This window comes from Massilia sp. BAP21, from assembly GCF_057801335.1.
The window spans coordinates 2,510,004-2,528,833 of sequence record NZ_CM173596.1 but is presented as its reverse complement, the minus strand read 5'-3'; the positions used below and the strand labels follow the sequence as shown (position 1 = coordinate 2,528,833).

Genomic DNA, 18,830 nt, shown 5'->3' with positions numbered 1-18,830 from the left:
GCACATGAACGATTCCCTCCTCGATGCCGCCCCTGGTTTCGACCAGCCGATCGCCGTCCTCAAGCATTGCCATGGACGCATCCGCAAGCAGCTCGCTACCCTCGAACGCCTGCTTGCGCACCTGCCCGGACACGGCGCCGACGAGCAGGCGCGCCAGGCGGCAGCTGCGGTGTTGAAGTACTTCGAGAAGGCGGCCCACCTGCACCACGAGGACGAGGAACAGGACCTGATCCCGATGCTGCGCGCCGTGGCGCAAGGCGAAGACGCGGCCACCCTGCAGGCGCTGGCGCCGGTCATCCTGCAGGACCACAAGGACATGGACGCGATCTGGCAAGACCTGCACGAACAATTGACCGCGATTGCAGACGGCAGCGCCGCCACCCTCTCCACGTCGAGCGTGCAGCGCTTCGTGCAGCGCTACACGGCCCACATGGAGCGCGAGGAAAGCACGATGGCGCCGATGGCCATGCGCCTGTTTTCAAGCGAGCAGATGGCGCGCCTGGGTGCAGCCATGGGACGGCGCCGTGGCATCGACGCGGCGCCTGCGCCGGCTGCCGCTCCCGCCATCGGCGACGCCGTTGCCGGCCTGCGCAAGGATTACGGCCAGGCCAGCCTGAACGAGGATGACGTGCTCGACGATCCGATCGCGCAGTTTACGCAGTGGTTCGAGCAGGCCCTGAAAGCCGAGGTCAACGAGCCGAACGCGATGAACGTGGCCACCGTGGATGCGGACGGCCGGCCGAGTTCGCGCATCGTGCTGGTCAAGCAATTTGATGCACGCGGCTTTACCTGGTACACGAATTACGACAGCCGCAAGGCGCAGGAATTGCGCGCCAACCCGCACGCTGCTCTGCTATTCTTCTGGAGCGAACTGGAACGCCAGGTGCGCATCGAGGGCCGGGTCGAAACGACCTCGGCTGAGGAAAGCGACAAGTATTTCCACAGCAGGCCCTTGAAGAGCCGCCTGTCGGCAATTGCTTCGCAGCAGAGCGCGCCGATCGCCAACCGCGCGGCCCTGGAACAGAATTACGAAGCCGTTGCCGCACAGGCCGGCGAAGCGCCGCCGCGTCCCGCCAACTGGGGCGGCTTCCGCCTGGTGCCCGAGCGCATCGAGTTCTGGCAAGGGCGCCGCTCGCGCTTCCACGACCGCATCGTCTACACGCGGCAGGAAGACGGCAGCTGGACCCGGGAACGCCTGCAACCGTAACACCGCACCATTGCACCACCGCTGCACCGCTGCACCGCTGTACGAAATCGTTTCACGCACAACCCGTGTCCGCACGGGTTCCGTCATGCCGTTACGCTGGCCGGAGGAAACGTGTTTAACGAACTGAAACTCGGCGCCTGGAGCACGGGCATGCGCAGCAAGCTGTCGCTGCCCCTGCGTGTCGAACTGTGGAACGGCGAGCACATCGATTTGTCGTCCGATCCGCCGCTCGTCACGATCCGCGTACCGCAGCCGTCGTCGCTGCGCTACCTGCTCTCGCCCTCGCTGTACAAGCTCGGGCAAGCCTACGTGGAGGGTGCGCTCGAGATCAAGGGCCGCGCCGCCGACATGATCCGCATCGGCAGCGAACTGGCCGCCTCCACCGGCAAGCACGAGCGACGCTTCGCGCATCCGCTGCGTTTGTTCTCGCCGCACACGCGCCGCAAGGACGCCGAAGCGATCCGCTACCACTACGACGTCTCCAACGAGTTCTACGCGGCCTGGCTCGACCCGAACCTGGTGTATTCCTGCGCCTACTTCGACACCGGGAGCGAAGACCTGGCCACGGCGCAGGTCCGCAAGATCGACCACATCCTCACCAAGATCGGCCTGAACCCCGGCCACACCCTGCTCGACATCGGCTGCGGCTGGGGCGCGCTGGCGATCCGCGCGGCCGACCGCTTCGGCGCGCGCGTGCTCGGGGTCACGCTGTCGGACAACCAGGCGGCACTGGCGCGCGAACGGGTCAAGGCGGCGGGGCTGGACGGGCGGGTCGAGATCCGCCTGCAGGACTACCGCGATGTGGACGGCCAGTTCGACCGCATCACCAGCGTCGGCATGTTCGAGCACGTGGGGGTGCAGCATTTGCCCGAGTATTTTTCGCGCATCAACGCCCTGCTGGCGCCGGGCGGCGTGGTCATGAACCACGGCATCACCTCGACCGACGTCGAAGGCCGCGCCACGCCCTATGGCGGCGGCGAATTCATCGACCAGTACGTGTTCCCGCAGGGCGAGCTGGCCCACCTGGGCGCCGTGATCAAGGCCATGCAGGCAGGGGGGCTGGAAGTGCGCGACGTCGAAAACCTGCGCCGCCACTACGCGAAAACCTGCGCCGCCTGGACCGAGAATTTCGAGAACCATGCCGACGAGATCGCGCGGCTGACCGATGGCAAGCGCTTCCGCATCTGGCACGTCTACCTGGCCGGCTGCGCCTACGCGTTCGCGCACGACTGGATCAGCCTGTATCAGATCGTGTGCGGCAAGGCGGGGGAAGACCCGGCGCAGATACCGTGGTCGAGGAAGTACATGTACGAGTGAGAGAACATGCCGCCGGAGTCAGCGGCAAGGGCCGTAGGGTGGGCACCTGTGCCCACGCGGTCTCACCGTGCGATAAACAGCGAAATCACCGCGAGTCCAATCATCGCAACGTTTCGATAGATCATCCGTGCCATACAGCGTGGGCTCGAGAGCCCACCCTACGAACTACGTAACCCTATTTCATGAACCGCTGGAACGTCTTCCTGAACTTCGCCACCTTCGGCGCCACCACGAACGCGCAATACCCCTGCATCGGGTGCTGGGCATAGTAGTTCTGGTGATACTCCTCGGCCTTGTACCAGGTTTCCGCCGGCAGCACCTGGGTCACGATCGGCGCATCCCATACAGCCGCCATTTCCGCCATCACCTGGCGCGCGGTCGCTTCCTGTTCGGTGTCCTGGGTAAAGATCACCGAGCGGTATTGCGGGCCGACGTCGTTGCCCTGGCGGTCCTGGGTGGTCGGGTCGTGGATGGTGAAGAAGATCTGCAGGATGTCGCGGTAGCTGATCACCGCCGGATCGAATTCCAGCCGCACCACCTCGGCGTGCCCAGTGGCCGCGCCGCACACCTGCTCGTAGGTCGGGTTCACCACATGGCCGCCCATATAGCCCGATTCCACGCGCGTCACCCCGCGCACTTCCAGGTAAACGGCCTCGGTGCACCAGAAGCATCCGCCGCCAAGGATCGCCACGCCGGCCGCTGTTTGCTCGCTCATCGCATACCTCGATATTGTTAGTGATGGCTTTACTGTAACGTAAAGCCACAGTTTGTGCAGACGCAACATGCGGGGCAATACAGACGCAAACGCCGCCTTGTTCCTTGCGATGGCATAATGAGCATGCAACTTTCCAGGGTACCGATGAACACACGCTCTCCCCGCGCCACCGAGCGCGGCTTCGATTCGACGCATTTCCGCCAGGCGCTGTCGCAGTTTGCGACCGGCGTGACCGTCATTACCACGCGCCTCGAGGATGGCAGCTTCCGCGGCCTGACCGCCAGCTCCTTCAATTCCGTCTCGCTCGATCCGCCGCTGGTGCTGTGGAGCCTGGGCGCGGCGGCCAACAGCATGCCCATCTTCAGCGGCAACTCGCACTACGTCATCAACGTGCTGGCGGCCGGCCAGGAAGAACTGGCGCTGCGCTTCTCGCGCCGTACCGAAGATCCGTTTGCCGACGTCGACTACGAACTCTCGCGCACCGGCCAGCCGATCCTGAAGGGCGCCGTGGCCTGGTTCGAGTGCCACAACCGCAGCCGCTATCCCGAAGGCGACCACGTGATTTTCGTGGGCGAAGTCGAGGAATGCGAAGTCCAGCCCCAGCCGGCGCTGCTGTTCCACGGCGGCCGTTTCGGCGTCACGCCCTAGATCCAACCGGCGAGGATCGCGCCAGCTCCCTGGAGTTTTGGGCAAGCCTCGCTCCCCTCCCCGCCCTACCATTTCTCTTCCCGATAACGCTACACAAGGAAGAGACATCATGAGCAAAACCTGGATGATTACCGGCGCCGGCCGCGGCATCGGCGCCGAGATCGCACGCGCAGCCCTCGCCAACGGCGACAGGGTCGTGGCCACCGCCCGCAAGCTGGGCCAACTGCAGGATGCCTTTGCCGGCGCCGACCCTGAACGCATCGCCCTGGTCGAACTCGACGTCGCTGACGAAGCCCAGGCCGCGCCGGCGGTCGCCCAGGCCGTCGAACGCTTCGGCCGCATCGATGTGCTGGTGAACAATGCCGCCTATGGTCTGCTGGGCCGCCTGGAAGAAGTGTCCAGCGCCGACATCGCCCGGCAGTTCGCGGTCAACGTGCACGGCGTACTGCACATGCTGCGCGCGGTGTTGCCGACCATGCGGCGCCAGCGCGGCGGCCACATCATGAACATCAGCTCGATCGCCGGCATCACGGGCTTCGACGGCGCCTCGGTGTACTGCGCCAGCAAGTACGCGATCGAAGGCTTGACCGCCTCGCTGGCGCTGGAAGTGGCGCCGCTCGGGATCAAGGTCACGGCGGTCGAACCCGGCTTCTTCCGCACCGAATTCCTCGACCCGAGTTCGGTACGCTACGGCGCCACCGCCATCGACGACTACGCCGCCCTCGGCTCGGTGGAACAGGCGTATGGCGCCTACAAGGGCAGGCAGCTGGGCGACCCGGTGAAGCTGGCCGCCGCCGTGGTCGAACTGGCCGGCATGGCCTCGCCGCCACGCCAGTTCCTGGCCGGCAGCGATGCCCTGGCCATGGCGAATACCGCGCTCGACGCCCGGCGCACCGAAATGGCCGCCTTCGAGGCGCTGACGGTCTCGACCGACCACGCCGCCTGAGTGCGCAATGGAAGCAGAAACGGCATGGTGTATTCTTCAGCCACACATGACGACGACTACGCCATGCATGCGCCCTCTCCTTCCATCGATCTCAGCCTGATGCGGCTGTCCGGCCTGCTGGCCGCCAGCGCGCCGCAGGACGGCACCTTTGCGACCTGCATCCCGGGCGTGCACGCGGTGCGCGCCGCGAACGACAGCGCCGAGCTGGTGCACGGCCTGCACCGCCCCGCGCTGTGCATCGTCGCCCAGGGCGCCAAGACCGTGATGCTGGGCGACGAGTCCTACGACTACGACCCGTCGCGCATGCTGATCTTTTCGCTCGACCTGCCGATCGCCGCCATGATCCGGCAAGCCAGCGTGGCCGCGCCCTACCTGTCGTTCCGCTTCGATTTCGACCTCGACAGGCTGGCCGAGCTGATCCTGAAGGCGTATCCCGACGGCGTGCCGCCCACACGTCCGGGACGGGCCGTCTACGTGGCCCAGGCCAGCGCCGAGATCGTCGACGCCGCCGCACGCCTGATGGCGTTGGCAAGCCGGCCCGAGGATGCCGCCCTGCTCGCGCCGCTGGTGCAGGACGAAATCATGCTGCGCCTGCTGCGCGGCCCCTTCGGCGCGCGCCTGGCCCAGCTGGGGAAAATCGAGACCCACCGCATCGGCAAGGTGGTGGCCTGGATCCGCGCGCACTTCGACCAGCCGATGCGCATCGACGACATGGCGCAACTGGCCCACATGAGCCCGTCTTCGCTGCACGGCCAGTTCAAGTCGCTCACCTCGATGAGCCCGCTGCAATTCCAGAAGACCCTGCGCCTGCAGGAAGCGCGACGCCTGATGCTGGCCACCGGCATGGACGCCAACCTGGCCTGCCAGCGCGTCGGCTACCTCAGCGCCTCGCAGTTCAGCCGCGAATATGCGCGCCACTTCGGCAATGCGCCGACGCGCGACATGGTGCGCCTGCGCGATGCCGGTCTGGCGGGCGCCGTCTCCTTTACCCAGTAGGTATTGGGCATTGGGCATCGGTCGAAAATGAAAATGCCTGTCGCAGTTTGAAAAGATGCGCCAGGACGGTGTTCCTATAATGCCCTGACTCCGGCGCCCTGCCCGGCCTACAAGAACAGAGACCAGGACCGATCCATGACCGCTTCCGCTTCGACCCGCAAGACCGCCTTCCACTGGGATGACCCGCTGCTGCTCGACCAGCAACTGCTAGATGAAGAGCGCATGGTGCGCGACGCGGCCGCCGCCTACTGCCAGGACAAGCTGCAGCCGCGCATCCTCGAGGCCTTCCGCCATGAGACCATGGACACCTCGATCTTCCGCGAGATGGGCGAACTCGGCCTGCTCGGCCCGACGATTCCCGAGCAGTACGGCGGCCCGGGCCTGAACTACGTCGCCTACGGCCTGATCGCGCGCGAAGTCGAGCGTGTCGATTCCGGCTACCGCTCGATGATGAGCGTGCAGTCGTCGCTGGTGATGGTGCCGATCTTTGAATTCGGTAACGAAGCGACCAAGCAGAAGTATCTGCCGAAGCTGGCGACCGGTGAATGGATCGGCTGCTTCGGCTTGACGGAACCGAACCACGGTTCCGATCCGGGCTCGATGGTGACCCGTGCGCGTAAAGTGGACGGCGGTTACTCGCTGACCGGCTCGAAGATGTGGATCACCAATTCGCCGGTGGCGGATGTGTTCGTGGTCTGGGCCAAGGACGATGAAGGCGCGATCCGCGGCTTCGTGCTGGAAAAAGGCATGGAAGGCCTGAGCGCACCGGCGATCCACGGCAAGTTCGGCCTGCGCTCGTCGGTCACCGGCGAGATCGTCATGGACAATGTGTTCTGCCCGGAAGAGAATGCCTTCCCGGACGTGCGCGGCCTGAAAGGTCCTTTCACCTGCCTGAACTCGGCGCGTTACGGCATCGCCTGGGGCGCGCTCGGTGCGGCCGAAGCCTGCTGGCACACGGCGCGCCAGTACACCATGGACCGCAACCAGTTCGGTAAACCGCTGGCGGCGAACCAGCTGGTGCAGAAGAAGCTGGCCGACATGCAAACCGAGATCACGCTGGGCCTGCAAGGCTGCCTGCGCCTGGGCCGCATGAAAGACGAAGGCACGGCCGCGGTCGAGATCACCTCGATCATGAAGCGCAATTCCTGCGGCAAGTCGCTGGACATCGCCCGTACCGCGCGCGACATGCTGGGCGGGAATGGTATTTCGGACGAGTTCGGGATCATTCGTCACATGGTGAACCTGGAAGTGGTGAATACCTATGAAGGTACGCACGATATCCACGCGCTGATTCTCGGCCGTGCGCAAACGGGCATCGCCGCGTTTTAATTGCTCCAGTCGCGCGGTTATCGTATTCCTTGAAATCGATTTCTGCGCGAATAAAGTGTATCTTTATCCTGGCCCGACCGTAAAGCTTTTTCAGTCTGGCATAGCGGCATAATCCATTCTTTACTCGAATTACCGAAAACGACTGCTCGTGCGGTATTCGTCTCATCAGATTGACGTGCGGGGTGCAGTGGCATCCTCCTCTGCAGTCCAGGCCATCGCGCCACGTTTCTCCTCGCCATCCCAATAATCGCTAAGATTCGTATTAATTTATTCACTATTCCCGTTCAAACAGGTGCGCACGAATACAAATTTGTACTTACATCGCCTTTTCTTGTGTACAATAAATTAATTCTGAATCAGTGTTCCACCTATATAAAAGTGCGCGGAACATGACTTTTACCGATACTGCGGCATCGACAAATTCCCGTTCTAACGATGCTTTCGCCTTGTCCCTGGATTTGTTGCTCAGCAATTTGCCAGGAGCGGTATATCGTTGCCTGAACGACCCGGAATGGACCATGGAGTTCATCAGCGCCGGCGTCGAAAAGCTCACTGGCTACCCGGCCTCCGCCTTTATCGGCCCGGACCCGGTCTCGTATGCCAGCCTGATCCATCCCGACGACCGCGCCAAGGTGGCCGACGACACGAATGCCGCGATCCGCGACCGCCGCTCCTACCAGCTGAGCTACCGGATCACGAATGCGGCCGGCCAGACGCGCTGGGCCTGGGAACAAGGCGCCGCCGTCTATGACGAGCGTGGCGTGGTGGTGGCGCTCGAAGGCTTTATTGGCGACATCACCGTCCTGCGCCGTGCCGACACGCTGATGCTGGAGCAGGCCAGCTTGCTCGACAAGGCACACGACGCCATTTTCGTGATGGACATGAGTGCGCGCATCACCTACTGGAACAAGGGCGCCGAACGGCTGTACGGCTGGAACGCCGACGAGGCGCGCGGCCAGCACATGTCCGACCTGCTGTGCGACGATCACGCAGAGTACAGCGCAGCCTGGCAACTTGCGCTGGCCGAGGGAGAATGGGTCGGCGAACTGGCCCAGCACCGGCGCGACGGCAGCACCATGCAGGCCGACACGCGCTGGACCCTGGTGCCGGCGAACGCGGCTGCCGGCATGCCGCAAAAGATCCTGGTGATCAGCACCGACATCAGCGAGCGCAAGAGCAACGAGGCGCGCATCCACCGCCTCGCGTATTTCGACGCCCTTACCGACTTGCCGAACCGCGCCAGCCTGATGGACCACCTGCGCCGCGCCCTGATCAGCAGCGCGCGCTCGCGCAAGTTCGGCGCGCTGATGTTCTGCGACCTCGACAATTTCAAGACCCTGAACGACACCCATGGTCACGCCGCCGGCGACGTGCTGCTGCAGGCGGTGGCGCGCCGCCTGGAAAACAGCGTACGCGAAGCCGACATGGTGGCGCGCCTGGGCGGTGACGAATTCGTGATCCTGGTGCCGCCCGAGGAAGACACGATGGCCGGCGCCGTGCACCAGGCCGAGACCGTGGCGGCGAAGATCGTGGCCGCCATGTCGGCGCCCTTCCAGCTGGCCGATTTCATGTACACGGTCTCGACCAGCGTGGGCGTGACCATGATCAGCGGCATGACCGATACCGTGGAATCGGCCCTGAAGCAGGCCGACACCGCGATGTACCAGGCCAAGGCGGCCGGCCGCAACACCTTCCGCTTCTTCGACCCGGCCATGCAGGCGGCCTGGAGCGCGCGCTCGGAACTCGAGACCGGCCTGCGGCGCGCCTTGCGCAACCACGAGTTCATGCTGAACTACCAGCCGCAGCTCGACGGCGCCAGCCGCGTGATCGGCGCCGAAGCCCTGCTGCGCTGGCGCCAGCCGAACGGCGATGTGCTGTATCCGACCGAGTTCATCAAGGCGGCCGAGGAAACCAGCCTGATCGTCGACATCGGGCGCTGGGTGCTGGGCACCGCCTGCGCCGAACTGGCCAGCTGGCAGCGCAATCCGGCCACCCGGCATTTGTCGCTGTCGGTGAACGTCAGCGCGCGCCAGTTCGTCGAACCCGACTTCGTGGCCATGACCCAGGAAATCCTGGCGGCCACCGGCGTCGATCCGCACGGCCTGAAGTTCGAGCTCACCGAAACCCTGGTCGTCACCGATTTCGCGCACACGGTGCAGACCATGGAAACCCTGCGCCGCCTCGGCATCACCTTCTCGCTCGACGACTTCGGCACCGGGTATTCGTCGCTGGCCTATTTGCGCAAGCTGCCGCTGGACCAGCTGAAGATCGATTATTCCTTCATGCGCGACGTGCTCACCAACGGCAACGACGCCTCGATCGTGCGCTCGATTATCGCTTTGGGTGGCAGCCTGGGGCTGCAGGTGATCGCGGAAGGGGTGGAGACGGCGGGGCAGCGCGAATTCCTGTCGGAGGCGGGGTGCTACGGCTTCCAGGGCTACCTGTATGAAAAGGCGCTCAGCGGCGAACGGTTTGCGCAGTACGCGGCGGGGGCGCATTGAGTTCAATTTTGTACCGCCAGCGGTGACCGTACGGTGGGCACCCCGTGCCCACGCGGTTACGTGCGCATCCTTTCTACGTTGGCTGCAACATGTCGCCCACCAGCCCAAAGCCAGGCCATTGGCCGTCGCATGCGTTTCGAGCGAAACATCACCGCCATCGAATCCGGACCCGTGCGTACCGCGTGGGCACGGAGTGCCCACCCTACGACAACCTCGCCCTCAAATAAAAAAAGCCAGCAGGGCTAACCATGCTGGCTTTCTCGATTGCGTGACTGCTTAGAACTTGTAGCCGACAGCCAGGATGACCGACACCGGGTCGAGCTTCATGTCCTGGCGCTGGCCGGTCGAGAAGTTGGCCACGGTGCGCAGGCGGGTCTTGTTGACTGTCGCGTCGACAAACCATTTCTCGTTCAGGTTCACTGCCAGGCCAACCTGGGCGGTGTAGGTGAACTTGTTGTCGATGCTCAGCGTCGTGGCCGGACCGCCCGGATTGGTCAGCGCGGTCAGCTTGCCCGAACCGCGTTCCTTCATGAAGTAGGCGTAGGTCGCGCCCAGCCCGACGTAAGGACGGAAGGTTGCGCTTGGCTCGAAGAAGCGGTATTGCAGCAAGGCGATTGCCGGCAAGGCTTCGACGGTGGCCAACTGGCCCGTGCCCTGGATCGAGCCGGCGCCATTGATCTTGTGCTTGTATGGCGTACCCAGCGCAACTTCAGCCGAGATGTTGTTGGTCAGGCCGTAGGCGAAGATCAGCACCGGCTGGATGTCGCGCTCGACATCCGCCTTGGTGAACGGCAGGGCCGGGCCGGACAAATCGCCGCTCTCGACTTTCGGGGTCAGCTGGTTGAAGCCGAACTTGGCGGTCCACTGGCCGGCCGACTGGGCCGACGCGCCGGTCGCGCAGGCCAGCGCGGCAGCGGCGACCGCCATTTTCACGACGCTATTCAGACGTACTTTCATTATTTCTCCTGATTCTTGTTGGGGCTGCGCATTGCCACAGGCGCCGCGCAGCCAGCTTTATTCTTGGATTACAGCCAACCCTTGACGGCCATATCTTTCAAGATATAGCGCGCGATGAGCCAGTACTCGTATGGGGTCGGGTGGATGCTGTCGGCGTACATGAAGTGGGCGGTATCGCCGGCCACCAGGGTACGGGTCGTGCACAGCAGCGAGGTTTCCTTGACCGCTGGATTGGCCAGGTCGCAGGCCGGGGTCGTGACATTGCTCAGACCATAGATTTCCTTGGTCTTCGGATTGGTCATCTGGTCGCGGCTGATGCTGTACAGGTCGACGTACATGATCGCAGCGTCATTACCCAGGCCAGCTTTCAGCTGTGCGTTGAAGGCGTTGACCATGTTGTCGATCAGCGGCTGCAGCGCAGGCTGTGCGCGGCCCGACGGGGTATTCGCCACGTCCGGCAGGTTGTTCACGATGACGTACTTGGCGCCCTTGGCGACGATGTCCTTGACGATGGCGGCCTTCTGGGCGCCGGCCTTGCCGAGTTCGGCGACCAGGGTTTGTGCGTTCGCGGCGGCGTACTCGCCGGCAGCCTTGGTGCCGGCGGCCTGGGCATCGGCGCCGGCCTTGGTGGCGGCGGCAACGGCTGCGGCCTGGGTCGCGCCTTGCGACATGGCAGCGCCGACACCCGCGTTGATGATCGCGGTCTGGCCACCGGCGGCATTCGTCGCGACGGCACGCTGGATGATCGGCAGCGCGGCGGCCGGGTTGGTCGTGGTCGCGGCCAGGCCAGCGATCAGCAGGCCCGGGAAGGCTTGCTGGCCGGCTGCGGTGCCGGCGGCGCTGACGGCGCTCAGCTGCGACAGGACATCGTTACCGCCGGCCATGATGGTGACCAGTTCGGTGCCGCTGAACTTGCCGCCGGTCTTGGACAGGTGCATCTGGACCTGGGTAGCGACCGGCACGGTCATTTCGCCGATTTCAGGCTTGACCACCTTGTTGCCCGGTCCGATAGGATTGGTCACGCGGGCGCCGCCCTGGGCGTAGTTGAAGCAGTTCGCGTTGTTGACGATCGGGACGTTGAAGTCGAGTGCCGGATTGGCGTCGTTGTTGGTGCCTTCCAGGCCGGTCTGGGCCGCGCATGGGGCCGGCAGGCGCAGCTCGGCGGCCAGCACTTCGGTCCAGTTCAGGCCGGTCAGCGCCGGGTCTTTCGAGGTTTCGGAACCGTTGATCGAGAACTTGCCGCCACCGGCAGCCTTCACGGCGCCGACGTTGTAGGTGCCGACGTCCGACAGGCTGTCACCGAAGGTGACTTGCTGGCTGAAGGTAATCGGGTGCGATTGGTCGCCACCGCTGCTACCGGTGCCGCCGCAAGCGGCGAGCGCAGCTGCGGTCAGCAGTGCGAGCGCAAAATTCTTTTGACGCATTGTGTCTCCTGATGGGAAGGATGTTTTTTGTGTGAAACGAACGCCCGTGCTATTCGTGCCGTAACTAATATGCCAGTGTTCTTTCCGCTTGTATATGAGTCAATTGTCGTACCGTAGGCTGGAGGCAACAGTTGACAGCGATAAAGTCCTGGCAACGCGCCGGATTATAACAAGCATTGACGCTGGTTATATGTCGAAAGGTGTTGGTACAAGGGATGTGTGACCGGCGGTTGTTTTTTTGCGCAAAGAGATGGGAGAACCATGGATGATCATCCCGCAAAACCGCACCGATCGCTGACATAGGTAGGGTGGGCTCTTGAGCCCACACGGTACAGCACAGGTGCAGTCGAAAAGTTGTCGCGTGATTGCGAACGGTGAGACCGCGTGGGCTCGAGAGCCCACCCTACAGGTATGCGATACATACCATTTCATCCAAGGATCGCATCAGACGTCGCGGTTCAGCAACCCATGCACGATGCCGGTCGAGCCATGCGCGGCGCGGCGCAGGCGGTCGTTCACGCCCAGCCAGGCGCCATCCTGCGGCGGCGCTTCGACCAGGATCACGTCGGCGCCCTGCCCGTCCATGGCGCGCAAGGCGGCATACAGGGCGTGCGCGAAGCCTTCCGGGGTGGCCGGCAGGCGCGTGGCGGCGTGGGCCGCCGGCAAGTCCGAGTAATGGATCAGCGCTACCTTGCGGCCGGCTGCCGTCATGCGCGCCAGGGTCTGGGCCAGGGTAGCCGTGTCCTGCATTGCCACCGGCGTATGCGGCGCGTAATGCGATTCGAGGGTGCCGGAGGCGCGCGGCGCGGCCACATCCGGTGCGGCCGGCATCCGGTCGATCACGGCGGCAATTGCTTCGGCGCTCACATGACCGGGACGCAGCAGCACCGGCCCATGCGTGGCCAGGCGCGACAAGTCGACGATGGTCGACTCGATGCCCACCTGCGAAGCCCCGCCGTCGAGCACCAGCGCCACCGAACCGTCGGCATCGAACTCGTCGCGCACGTGGTGCGCCAGCGTCGGGCTCACGTGGCCGAACTTGTTGGCCGAGGGCGCGGCGACGCCGCCCTGCCCACCCTTGAAGGCGCGCAGCAGGGCGATCGCCACCGGGTGCGACGGGCAGCGCAAACCGACCGTGTCCTGGCCGCCGCTCACCGCATCGGGAATGTTCGGCGCGCGCTTCAGGATCATGGTCAGCGGGCCGGGCCAGAAAGCCTCGGCCAGCGCATGTGCCTCGGCCGGAATCGCGCAGGCCCAGTGCGCGATGTCCGCTTCCGGCGCCAGGTGCACGATCACCGGGTGATCCTGCGGCCGGCCCTTGGCGGCGTAGATGGCGGCCACCGCGGCCGGATTCTCGGCATCGGCGCCGAGGCCGTACACGGTTTCGGTCGGGAAGGCGACCAGCTGGCCGGCTTCGAGTGCGCGCGCGCCGGCGTCGATGGCGGCCTGGTCGATTGCTCCATCCTGGCTCATGCTGCGATCCCCAGGATGGCGCAGGCGGCGCGCAATTGTTCCTGCGCTTCAGCCAGCGTTGGCGCAACAAACGTCACGTGGCCCATCTTGCGGCCACGGCGCGGATCGTCCTTGCCGTACAGGTGCAGGAAGGCGCCCGGCAGCGCCAGCACGCGGTCCCAGGCGGGTTCGCGCACCTTGTCACCATCGAACCAGACATCGCCCAGGATGTTCAGCATCACGGCCGGCGAATGCTGGCGTACATCGCCCAGCGGCAAGCGCGCCATGGCCCGCACCTGCTGCGCGAACTGGCTCGTCACGCAGGCGTCGATCGTGTAATGCCCACTGTTGTGCGGACGCGGCGCCATTTCGTTGACGACCAGCGAGCCGTCTTCGAGCACGAAGAATTCGATGCAGAGCACGCCTACATAGCCGAGCTCGGCCACGATGGCGCGCGCCGCATCCTGCGCCTTCTGCGCGCATTCGGCCGACACGTTCGGCCCCGGCACGGTGGTGGTGAACAGGATGCCGTCGCGGTGCACGTTCTCGGCAATCGGATACACCACGGATTGCCCATCGGCGCCGCGCGCGGTCAGCACCGACACCTCGTAGGCCAGCGGCAGCATCTTTTCCAGCAGACAGGTGACCTGCCCCATGGACTCGAAGGCGGCGCGCACATCCTCGCGGCTCTTCACGCGTACCTGCCCCTTGCCGTCGTAGCCCATGCGCACGGTTTTCAGGATGCCAGGCAGCAGATCGTCACCGACGGCCTCGATGTCCTCGATCGAGGCGATCACCTTGTGCGGCGCCGGCAGCACGCCGGATTTCGCTGCGCAATCGACGAAGAAACGCTTTTCCAGCACGCGGTCCTGGGCAATCGCCACGCACGAACCCGCAGGGGCAACGAAGCTGCCTTGCGCCAGCAAATTCATGCTGTCGGCCGGCACGTTCTCGAACTCGGTGGTGACGGCGCTGCACAGGGCGGCCAGTTGGCCGAGGGCGATGCTGTCGTCGTAGCCAGCCTGCACCAGGCGCTCGGCGACCTGCCCGGCCGGGCAGTCGGCGCTGGGCTCCAGCACGGCGACCTTGTAGCCCATCGCCTGGGCGGCGTGGGCGAACATGCGGCCGAGCTGGCCGCCTCCCATCACGCCCAGCCAGGTCGGCGGGTTGGCGGTGGGAAGAAACGAAGGATGCTGCGAATTACTCATACGGTCTCATACTGGCAGGGTCATCGCCTGGGCGGCGGCGGTCTGGTCCTTGCGGAACTGTTCCAACTGGGCGGCCAGGGCATCGTCGCCGGCGGCGATGATCGCCACCGCGGTCAGCGCGGCATTCGCGGCGCCGGCTTCGCCGATGGCGAAGGTCGAGACCGGCACGCCTTTCGGCATCTGCACGATCGACAGCAGCGAATCCTCGCCGCGCAGGTATTTCGAGGGCACCGGCACGCCCAGCACCGGCACGATGGTTTTCGCCGCCACCATGCCCGGCAGGTGGGCGGCCCCACCGGCGCCGGCGATGATGGCGCGCAGGCCGCGCGCACGCGCCGTTTCGGCATAGCGGAACATTTCGTCGGGCATGCGGTGCGCCGAAATGACCTGCGCCTCGAAGGGCACGCCGAATTGCTTCAGCACGTCGACGGCGTTCTTCATCACGTCCCAGTCGGACGAGGAACCCATGATGACGCCGACCAGCGGCTTGACTACGTTCTCGGTCATCTTAAACTTTCAGCTTTTCGCCGGTCAGGCGTTCGATGGCTTCGAAGTACTTGGCCTGGGTCTTGGCGATCACGTCCGCCGGCAGGGCTGGCGCCGGCGCGGTCTTGTTCCAGTCGCTCAGGGTTTCCAGGTAGTCGCGCACGAACTGCTTGTCGAACGATGGCGGCGACATGCCCGGCGCGTAGGAATCGGCCGGCCAGAAGCGCGAGGAGTCGGCCGTCAGGACTTCGTCCATCAGGTGCAGCACGTTGTTTTCGTCGAGGCCGAATTCGAACTTGGTGTCGGCGATGATGATGCCCTTGGTGGCAGCGTATTCCGAGGCCGCGGTGTAGAGGGCGATCGAAACCTCGCGCATTTTCGCGGCCAGTTCGGCGCCGATGCGCTCTTCCATCTCGGCGAACGAGATGTTCTCGTCGTGCTCGCCGATGTCGGCTTTCGCAGCCGGGGTGAACAGCGGCTCGGGCAGTTTGTCGGCCTGGCGCAGGCCTGCCGGCAGTTCGATGCCGCAAATCTTTCCACTCGCCTGATAGTCCTTCCAGCCGGAACCGATGATGTAGCCGCGCACCACGGCCTCGACCAGGATCGGCTTCAGGCGCTTGGCAACTACGGCGCGGCCGCGTACCTGCTCGACTTCATCGGCAGCCACGACGCTTTCCGGCGCCACGCCGGTCAGGTGGTTCGGCACGATGTGGCCGAGTTTCTCGAACCAGAAATCGCTCATCTGGTTCAGGACCATGCCCTTGCCCGGGATCGGCTCGTTCATGACGACGTCGAATGCCGACAGGCGGTCGGTGGTGACGATCAGGATCTTGTCGTCGCCGACAGCGTAGTTATCGCGCACTTTGCCGTGGCCAAGCAGTGGCAGGGACTGGATCGTGGATTGGTAGAGGCTGTTCATAGAAGGAGTATCAGGGAAGCAGAAACGGCGGACACAGGGGGCGCACCCGCCGAAAAGAAACGCGGGCTGCCGCAGCAGCCCGTTCCAAACGCTATATTACTTTACAACCTGGGCCAGCTCGCCGGCCTTGTAACGCTCGGCCATTTTTTCGAGCGGAATCGGCTTGATCTTGGCGGCCATGCCTTCGCAGCCGAACGACTGGAAGCGCGCCTTGCACACTTCCATCGCCGCTTCGCGCGCCGGCTTCAGGTAGTCGCGCGGGTCGAACTTGCTTGGGTTCTGGAACATGTACTTGCGGATCGCCGCGGTCATGGCCAGGCGGATGTCGGTGTCGATGTTGATCTTGCGGACACCGTGCTTGATGCCTTCCTGGATCTCTTCGACCGGCACGCCGTAGGTCTCTTTCATGTCGCCGCCGAATTCGCGGATGATGGCCAGCAGTTCCTGCGGCACCGACGAGGAGCCGTGCATCACCAGGTGGGTGTTCGGGATGCGCGCGTGGATTTCCTTGATGCGGTCGATGGCCAGGATGTCGCCGGTCGGCTTGCGAGTAAACTTGTAGGCGCCGTGCGAAGTGCCGATGGCGATCGCCAGGGCGTCGCACTGGGTGCGCGCCACGAAGTCGGCCGCCTGGTCTACGTCGGTCAGCAATTGCTCGCGGGTCATGGTGCCGTCGGCGCCGTGGCCGTCTTCCTTGTCGCCCTTCATGGTTTCCAGGGAACCGAGCACGCCCAGCTCGGCTTCGACGGTCACGCCGATCGAGTGCGCGAACTTCACGACTTCCTTCGAGACTTCGACGTTGTATTCGTAGGAAGCGACCGACTTGCCGTCGGCTTCCAGCGAACCGTCCATCATCACCGAGGAGAAGCCCGAGCGGATCGCGGCCATGCAAACCGCCGGCGACTGGCCGTGGTCCTGGTGCATGACGACCGGGATGTGCGGGTAGGCTTCGACGGCGGCGTCAATCAGGTGGCGCAGGAAGGCTTCGCCGGCGTATTTGCGCGCGCCTGCCGAGGCTTGCATGATGACCGGCGCGCCGACGGCGTCGGCCGCGGCCATGATGGCCTGCACCTGCTCCAGGTTGTTGACGTTGAATGCCGGCAAGCCGTAGCTGTTTTCGGCAGCGTGGTCCAGCAGTTGACGCAGTGATACGAGTGCCATGGTTGTACTCCAGATAAAAGAAATCTGCTCAGGCGCTTCGACAACGCGAAGCCGCCATGAATCCTTGATGTTCAGTCTTTATACGTTTCGCCCACGCGCACGATTTTGAGCGCATTGGTGCCGCCGGCCTCGCCCATCGGCGAGCCCCAGGTCACGACGATGGTGTCGCCCGGGCTGACCATGCCTTCCTTGATCAGGAGCTCTTCCGCCTTGCGCAGCACGGCGTGGCTGCCGCCTTCCTGCATCAACGGGAATGCTCGCACGTTCCGGTACAGCGAGGCCTTGCGCTGCGTCGTTTGTGACGGGGTCAGGGCGAAAATCGGGGTGTCGATATTATGTCGGCTCATCCACAGCGCGGTCGAGCCCGATTCGGTCAGGGCGACAATCGCTTTCACAGCCAGGTGGTGGGCGGTGAACAGGGTGCCGTAGGCAATCGACTGGTCGATGCGGGTGAACTCGACGTTCAGGAAGTCCGTATCGAGCTTGTTGTATTCGGATTGTTCCGCTTCCAGGCAGATCGCGGCCATCATTTCGACGGTTTCCACCGGGTACTTGCCCGATGCGGTTTCGGCCGAGGTCATGACGGCGTCGGTGCCGTCCAGCACGGCATTCGCCACGTCCGACACTTCGGCGCGGGTCGGCACGGCGTTCACGATCATCGACTCCATCATCTGGGTCGCGGTGATCGCCAGCTTGTTCGAGGCGCGTGCCATGCGGATCATGCGCTTCTGCAGCGCCGGCACAGCGGCATTGCCCACTTCCACAGCCAAATCGCCGCGCGCGACCATGATGCCGTCCGACGCGTCCAGGATTTCCTGCAGCACGGGAATGGCTTCGGCACGCTCGATCTTGGCGATCATCATCGGCTTGTGCTGGTAAGGCTCGCCGGCGATGTTGGCCAACTGGCGCGCCATTTCCATGTCGGTGGCGCTCTTCGGGAAGGAAATGGCGAGATAGTCGGCCTGGAAGCTCATCGCGGTCTTGATGTCTTCCATGTCCTTCGAGGTCAGCGCCGGCGCGGTCAGGCCGCCGCCCTGGCGGTTGATGCCCTTGTTGTTCGACAGCTCGCCGCCCACCTTCACCGTGGTGCAGATTTCGTGGCCGACGACCTTGTCGACGATGAGGACGATCAGGCCATCGTTGAGCAGCAGCTTGTCGCCGGGACGCACGTCGCGCGGCAGCGCCTTGTAGTCGAGGCCGACACGTTCCTGGTTGCCCAACTCGCCGTTCTCGCCCCACTTCGCGTCCAGCACGAACTTGTCGCCATTGTTCAGGAAGATCTTGCCTTCCTCGAACTTACCGACGCGGATCTTCGGACCCTGCATGTCGGCCATGATCGCCACCTCCACGCCGCAGGCCTCGGCGGCGCGGCGCACCAGGGCCGCGCGGTCGATATGGTCCTGGGCCTTGCCGTGCGAGAAATTCAGGCGCACGACGTCGACGCCGGCGCGGATCATGCGGACGAGGATATCGAAATCGGTCGAGGCTGGGCCGATGGTGGCAACGATCTTGGTAGCGCAATACATGTTGATCCTTGTTCTTCAAAAAGAGAAGCGCAGCCTGG

Annotated in this window: 16 protein-coding genes; 7 read left to right on the top strand and 9 right to left on the bottom strand. The window is 64.4% G+C overall.

Translation table 11 applies throughout. The features are described 5' to 3' along the window. Positions 1-4 precede the first annotated feature (4 nt). Positions 5-1,207, top strand: a complete 1,203-nt coding sequence (pdxH, locus tag ACWYRN_RS11165) for a pyridoxamine 5'-phosphate oxidase (RefSeq protein WP_488692479.1) — start codon at positions 5-7, stop codon at positions 1,205-1,207. 111 nt (positions 1,208-1,318) lie between these two features. Next, positions 1,319-2,524: a class I SAM-dependent methyltransferase gene (locus ACWYRN_RS11160; protein WP_488692478.1), complete on the top strand. Its 1,206-nt coding sequence runs from the start codon at positions 1,319-1,321 to the stop codon at positions 2,522-2,524. A 175-nt stretch (positions 2,525-2,699) separates the two neighbouring features. Here ACWYRN_RS11160 and msrA read toward each other — a convergent pair whose 3' ends face one another. Beyond that, on the bottom strand, positions 2,700-3,239 hold the full coding sequence (gene msrA / locus ACWYRN_RS11155; RefSeq protein ID WP_488692477.1) for a peptide-methionine (S)-S-oxide reductase MsrA: 540 nt from the start codon (positions 3,237-3,239) through the stop codon (positions 2,700-2,702). A gap of 144 nt (positions 3,240-3,383) precedes the next feature. Between msrA and ACWYRN_RS11150 the strand changes: the two genes are divergently transcribed. From ACWYRN_RS11150 to ACWYRN_RS11130, 5 genes are all read left to right on the top strand, one after another. Then, the gene (locus tag ACWYRN_RS11150; RefSeq protein WP_488692476.1) at positions 3,384-3,887 is read left to right on the top strand and encodes a flavin reductase family protein; all 504 of its coding nucleotides are present in this window, start codon (positions 3,384-3,386) and stop codon (positions 3,885-3,887) included. 109 nt (positions 3,888-3,996) lie between these two features. Further along, entirely contained in the window at positions 3,997-4,833 is an 837-nt protein-coding gene (locus tag ACWYRN_RS11145) for an oxidoreductase (protein WP_488692475.1), read from the top strand. A 24-nt stretch (positions 4,834-4,857) separates the two neighbouring features. After that, positions 4,858-5,829 carry an AraC family transcriptional regulator gene (locus ACWYRN_RS11140; RefSeq protein ID WP_488692474.1) on the top strand — a complete coding sequence of 324 codons (972 nt, stop codon included), beginning with the start codon at positions 4,858-4,860 and terminating at the stop codon, positions 5,827-5,829. Positions 5,830-5,964: 135 nt separating this feature from the next. After that, the gene (locus tag ACWYRN_RS11135; protein ID WP_488692473.1) at positions 5,965-7,158 is read left to right on the top strand and encodes an acyl-CoA dehydrogenase; all 1,194 of its coding nucleotides are present in this window, start codon (positions 5,965-5,967) and stop codon (positions 7,156-7,158) included. A gap of 518 nt (positions 7,159-7,676) precedes the next feature. After that, positions 7,677-9,659, top strand: a complete 1,983-nt coding sequence (locus ACWYRN_RS11130; protein ID WP_488692472.1) for a putative bifunctional diguanylate cyclase/phosphodiesterase — start codon at positions 7,677-7,679, stop codon at positions 9,657-9,659. A gap of 276 nt (positions 9,660-9,935) precedes the next feature. Here the strand turns inward: ACWYRN_RS11130 and ACWYRN_RS11125 are convergent, their stop codons facing one another. The 8 genes from ACWYRN_RS11125 to pyk all read right to left on the bottom strand — a co-directional run bounded on the left by ACWYRN_RS11125 (position 9,936) and on the right by pyk (position 18,792). Next, positions 9,936-10,616: an OmpW/AlkL family protein gene (locus tag ACWYRN_RS11125; protein ID WP_488692471.1), complete on the bottom strand. Its 681-nt coding sequence runs from the start codon at positions 10,614-10,616 to the stop codon at positions 9,936-9,938. A gap of 68 nt (positions 10,617-10,684) precedes the next feature. Next, positions 10,685-12,040 carry an SGNH/GDSL hydrolase family protein gene (locus ACWYRN_RS11120; protein ID WP_488692470.1) on the bottom strand — a complete coding sequence of 452 codons (1,356 nt, stop codon included), beginning with the start codon at positions 12,038-12,040 and terminating at the stop codon, positions 10,685-10,687. 444 nt (positions 12,041-12,484) lie between these two features. After that, positions 12,485-13,513 carry an L-threonylcarbamoyladenylate synthase gene (locus ACWYRN_RS11115; protein ID WP_488692469.1) on the bottom strand — a complete coding sequence of 343 codons (1,029 nt, stop codon included), beginning with the start codon at positions 13,511-13,513 and terminating at the stop codon, positions 12,485-12,487. Beyond that, entirely contained in the window at positions 13,510-14,700 is a 1,191-nt protein-coding gene (locus ACWYRN_RS11110) for a 5-(carboxyamino)imidazole ribonucleotide synthase (RefSeq protein ID WP_488692468.1), read from the bottom strand. The genes ACWYRN_RS11115 and ACWYRN_RS11110 overlap by 4 nt, the downstream gene beginning before the upstream one ends. Before the next feature lie 6 nt (positions 14,701-14,706). Next, positions 14,707-15,207 (bottom strand): 5-(carboxyamino)imidazole ribonucleotide mutase, encoded by a 501-nt coding sequence (gene purE / locus ACWYRN_RS11105; protein ID WP_488692467.1) that lies wholly within the window; start codon positions 15,205-15,207, stop codon positions 14,707-14,709. A gap of 1 nt (position 15,208) precedes the next feature. Next, positions 15,209-16,105: a phosphoribosylaminoimidazolesuccinocarboxamide synthase gene (locus tag ACWYRN_RS11100; protein ID WP_488692466.1), complete on the bottom strand. Its 897-nt coding sequence runs from the start codon at positions 16,103-16,105 to the stop codon at positions 15,209-15,211. 96 nt (positions 16,106-16,201) lie between these two features. Continuing rightward, positions 16,202-17,266, bottom strand: a complete 1,065-nt coding sequence (gene fba / locus ACWYRN_RS11095; RefSeq protein WP_229439213.1) for a class II fructose-bisphosphate aldolase — start codon at positions 17,264-17,266, stop codon at positions 16,202-16,204. Between the two features lie 71 nt (positions 17,267-17,337). Further along, positions 17,338-18,792: a pyruvate kinase gene (gene pyk, locus ACWYRN_RS11090; protein WP_488692465.1), complete on the bottom strand. Its 1,455-nt coding sequence runs from the start codon at positions 18,790-18,792 to the stop codon at positions 17,338-17,340. Between the last annotated feature and the right edge of the window lie 38 nt (positions 18,793-18,830).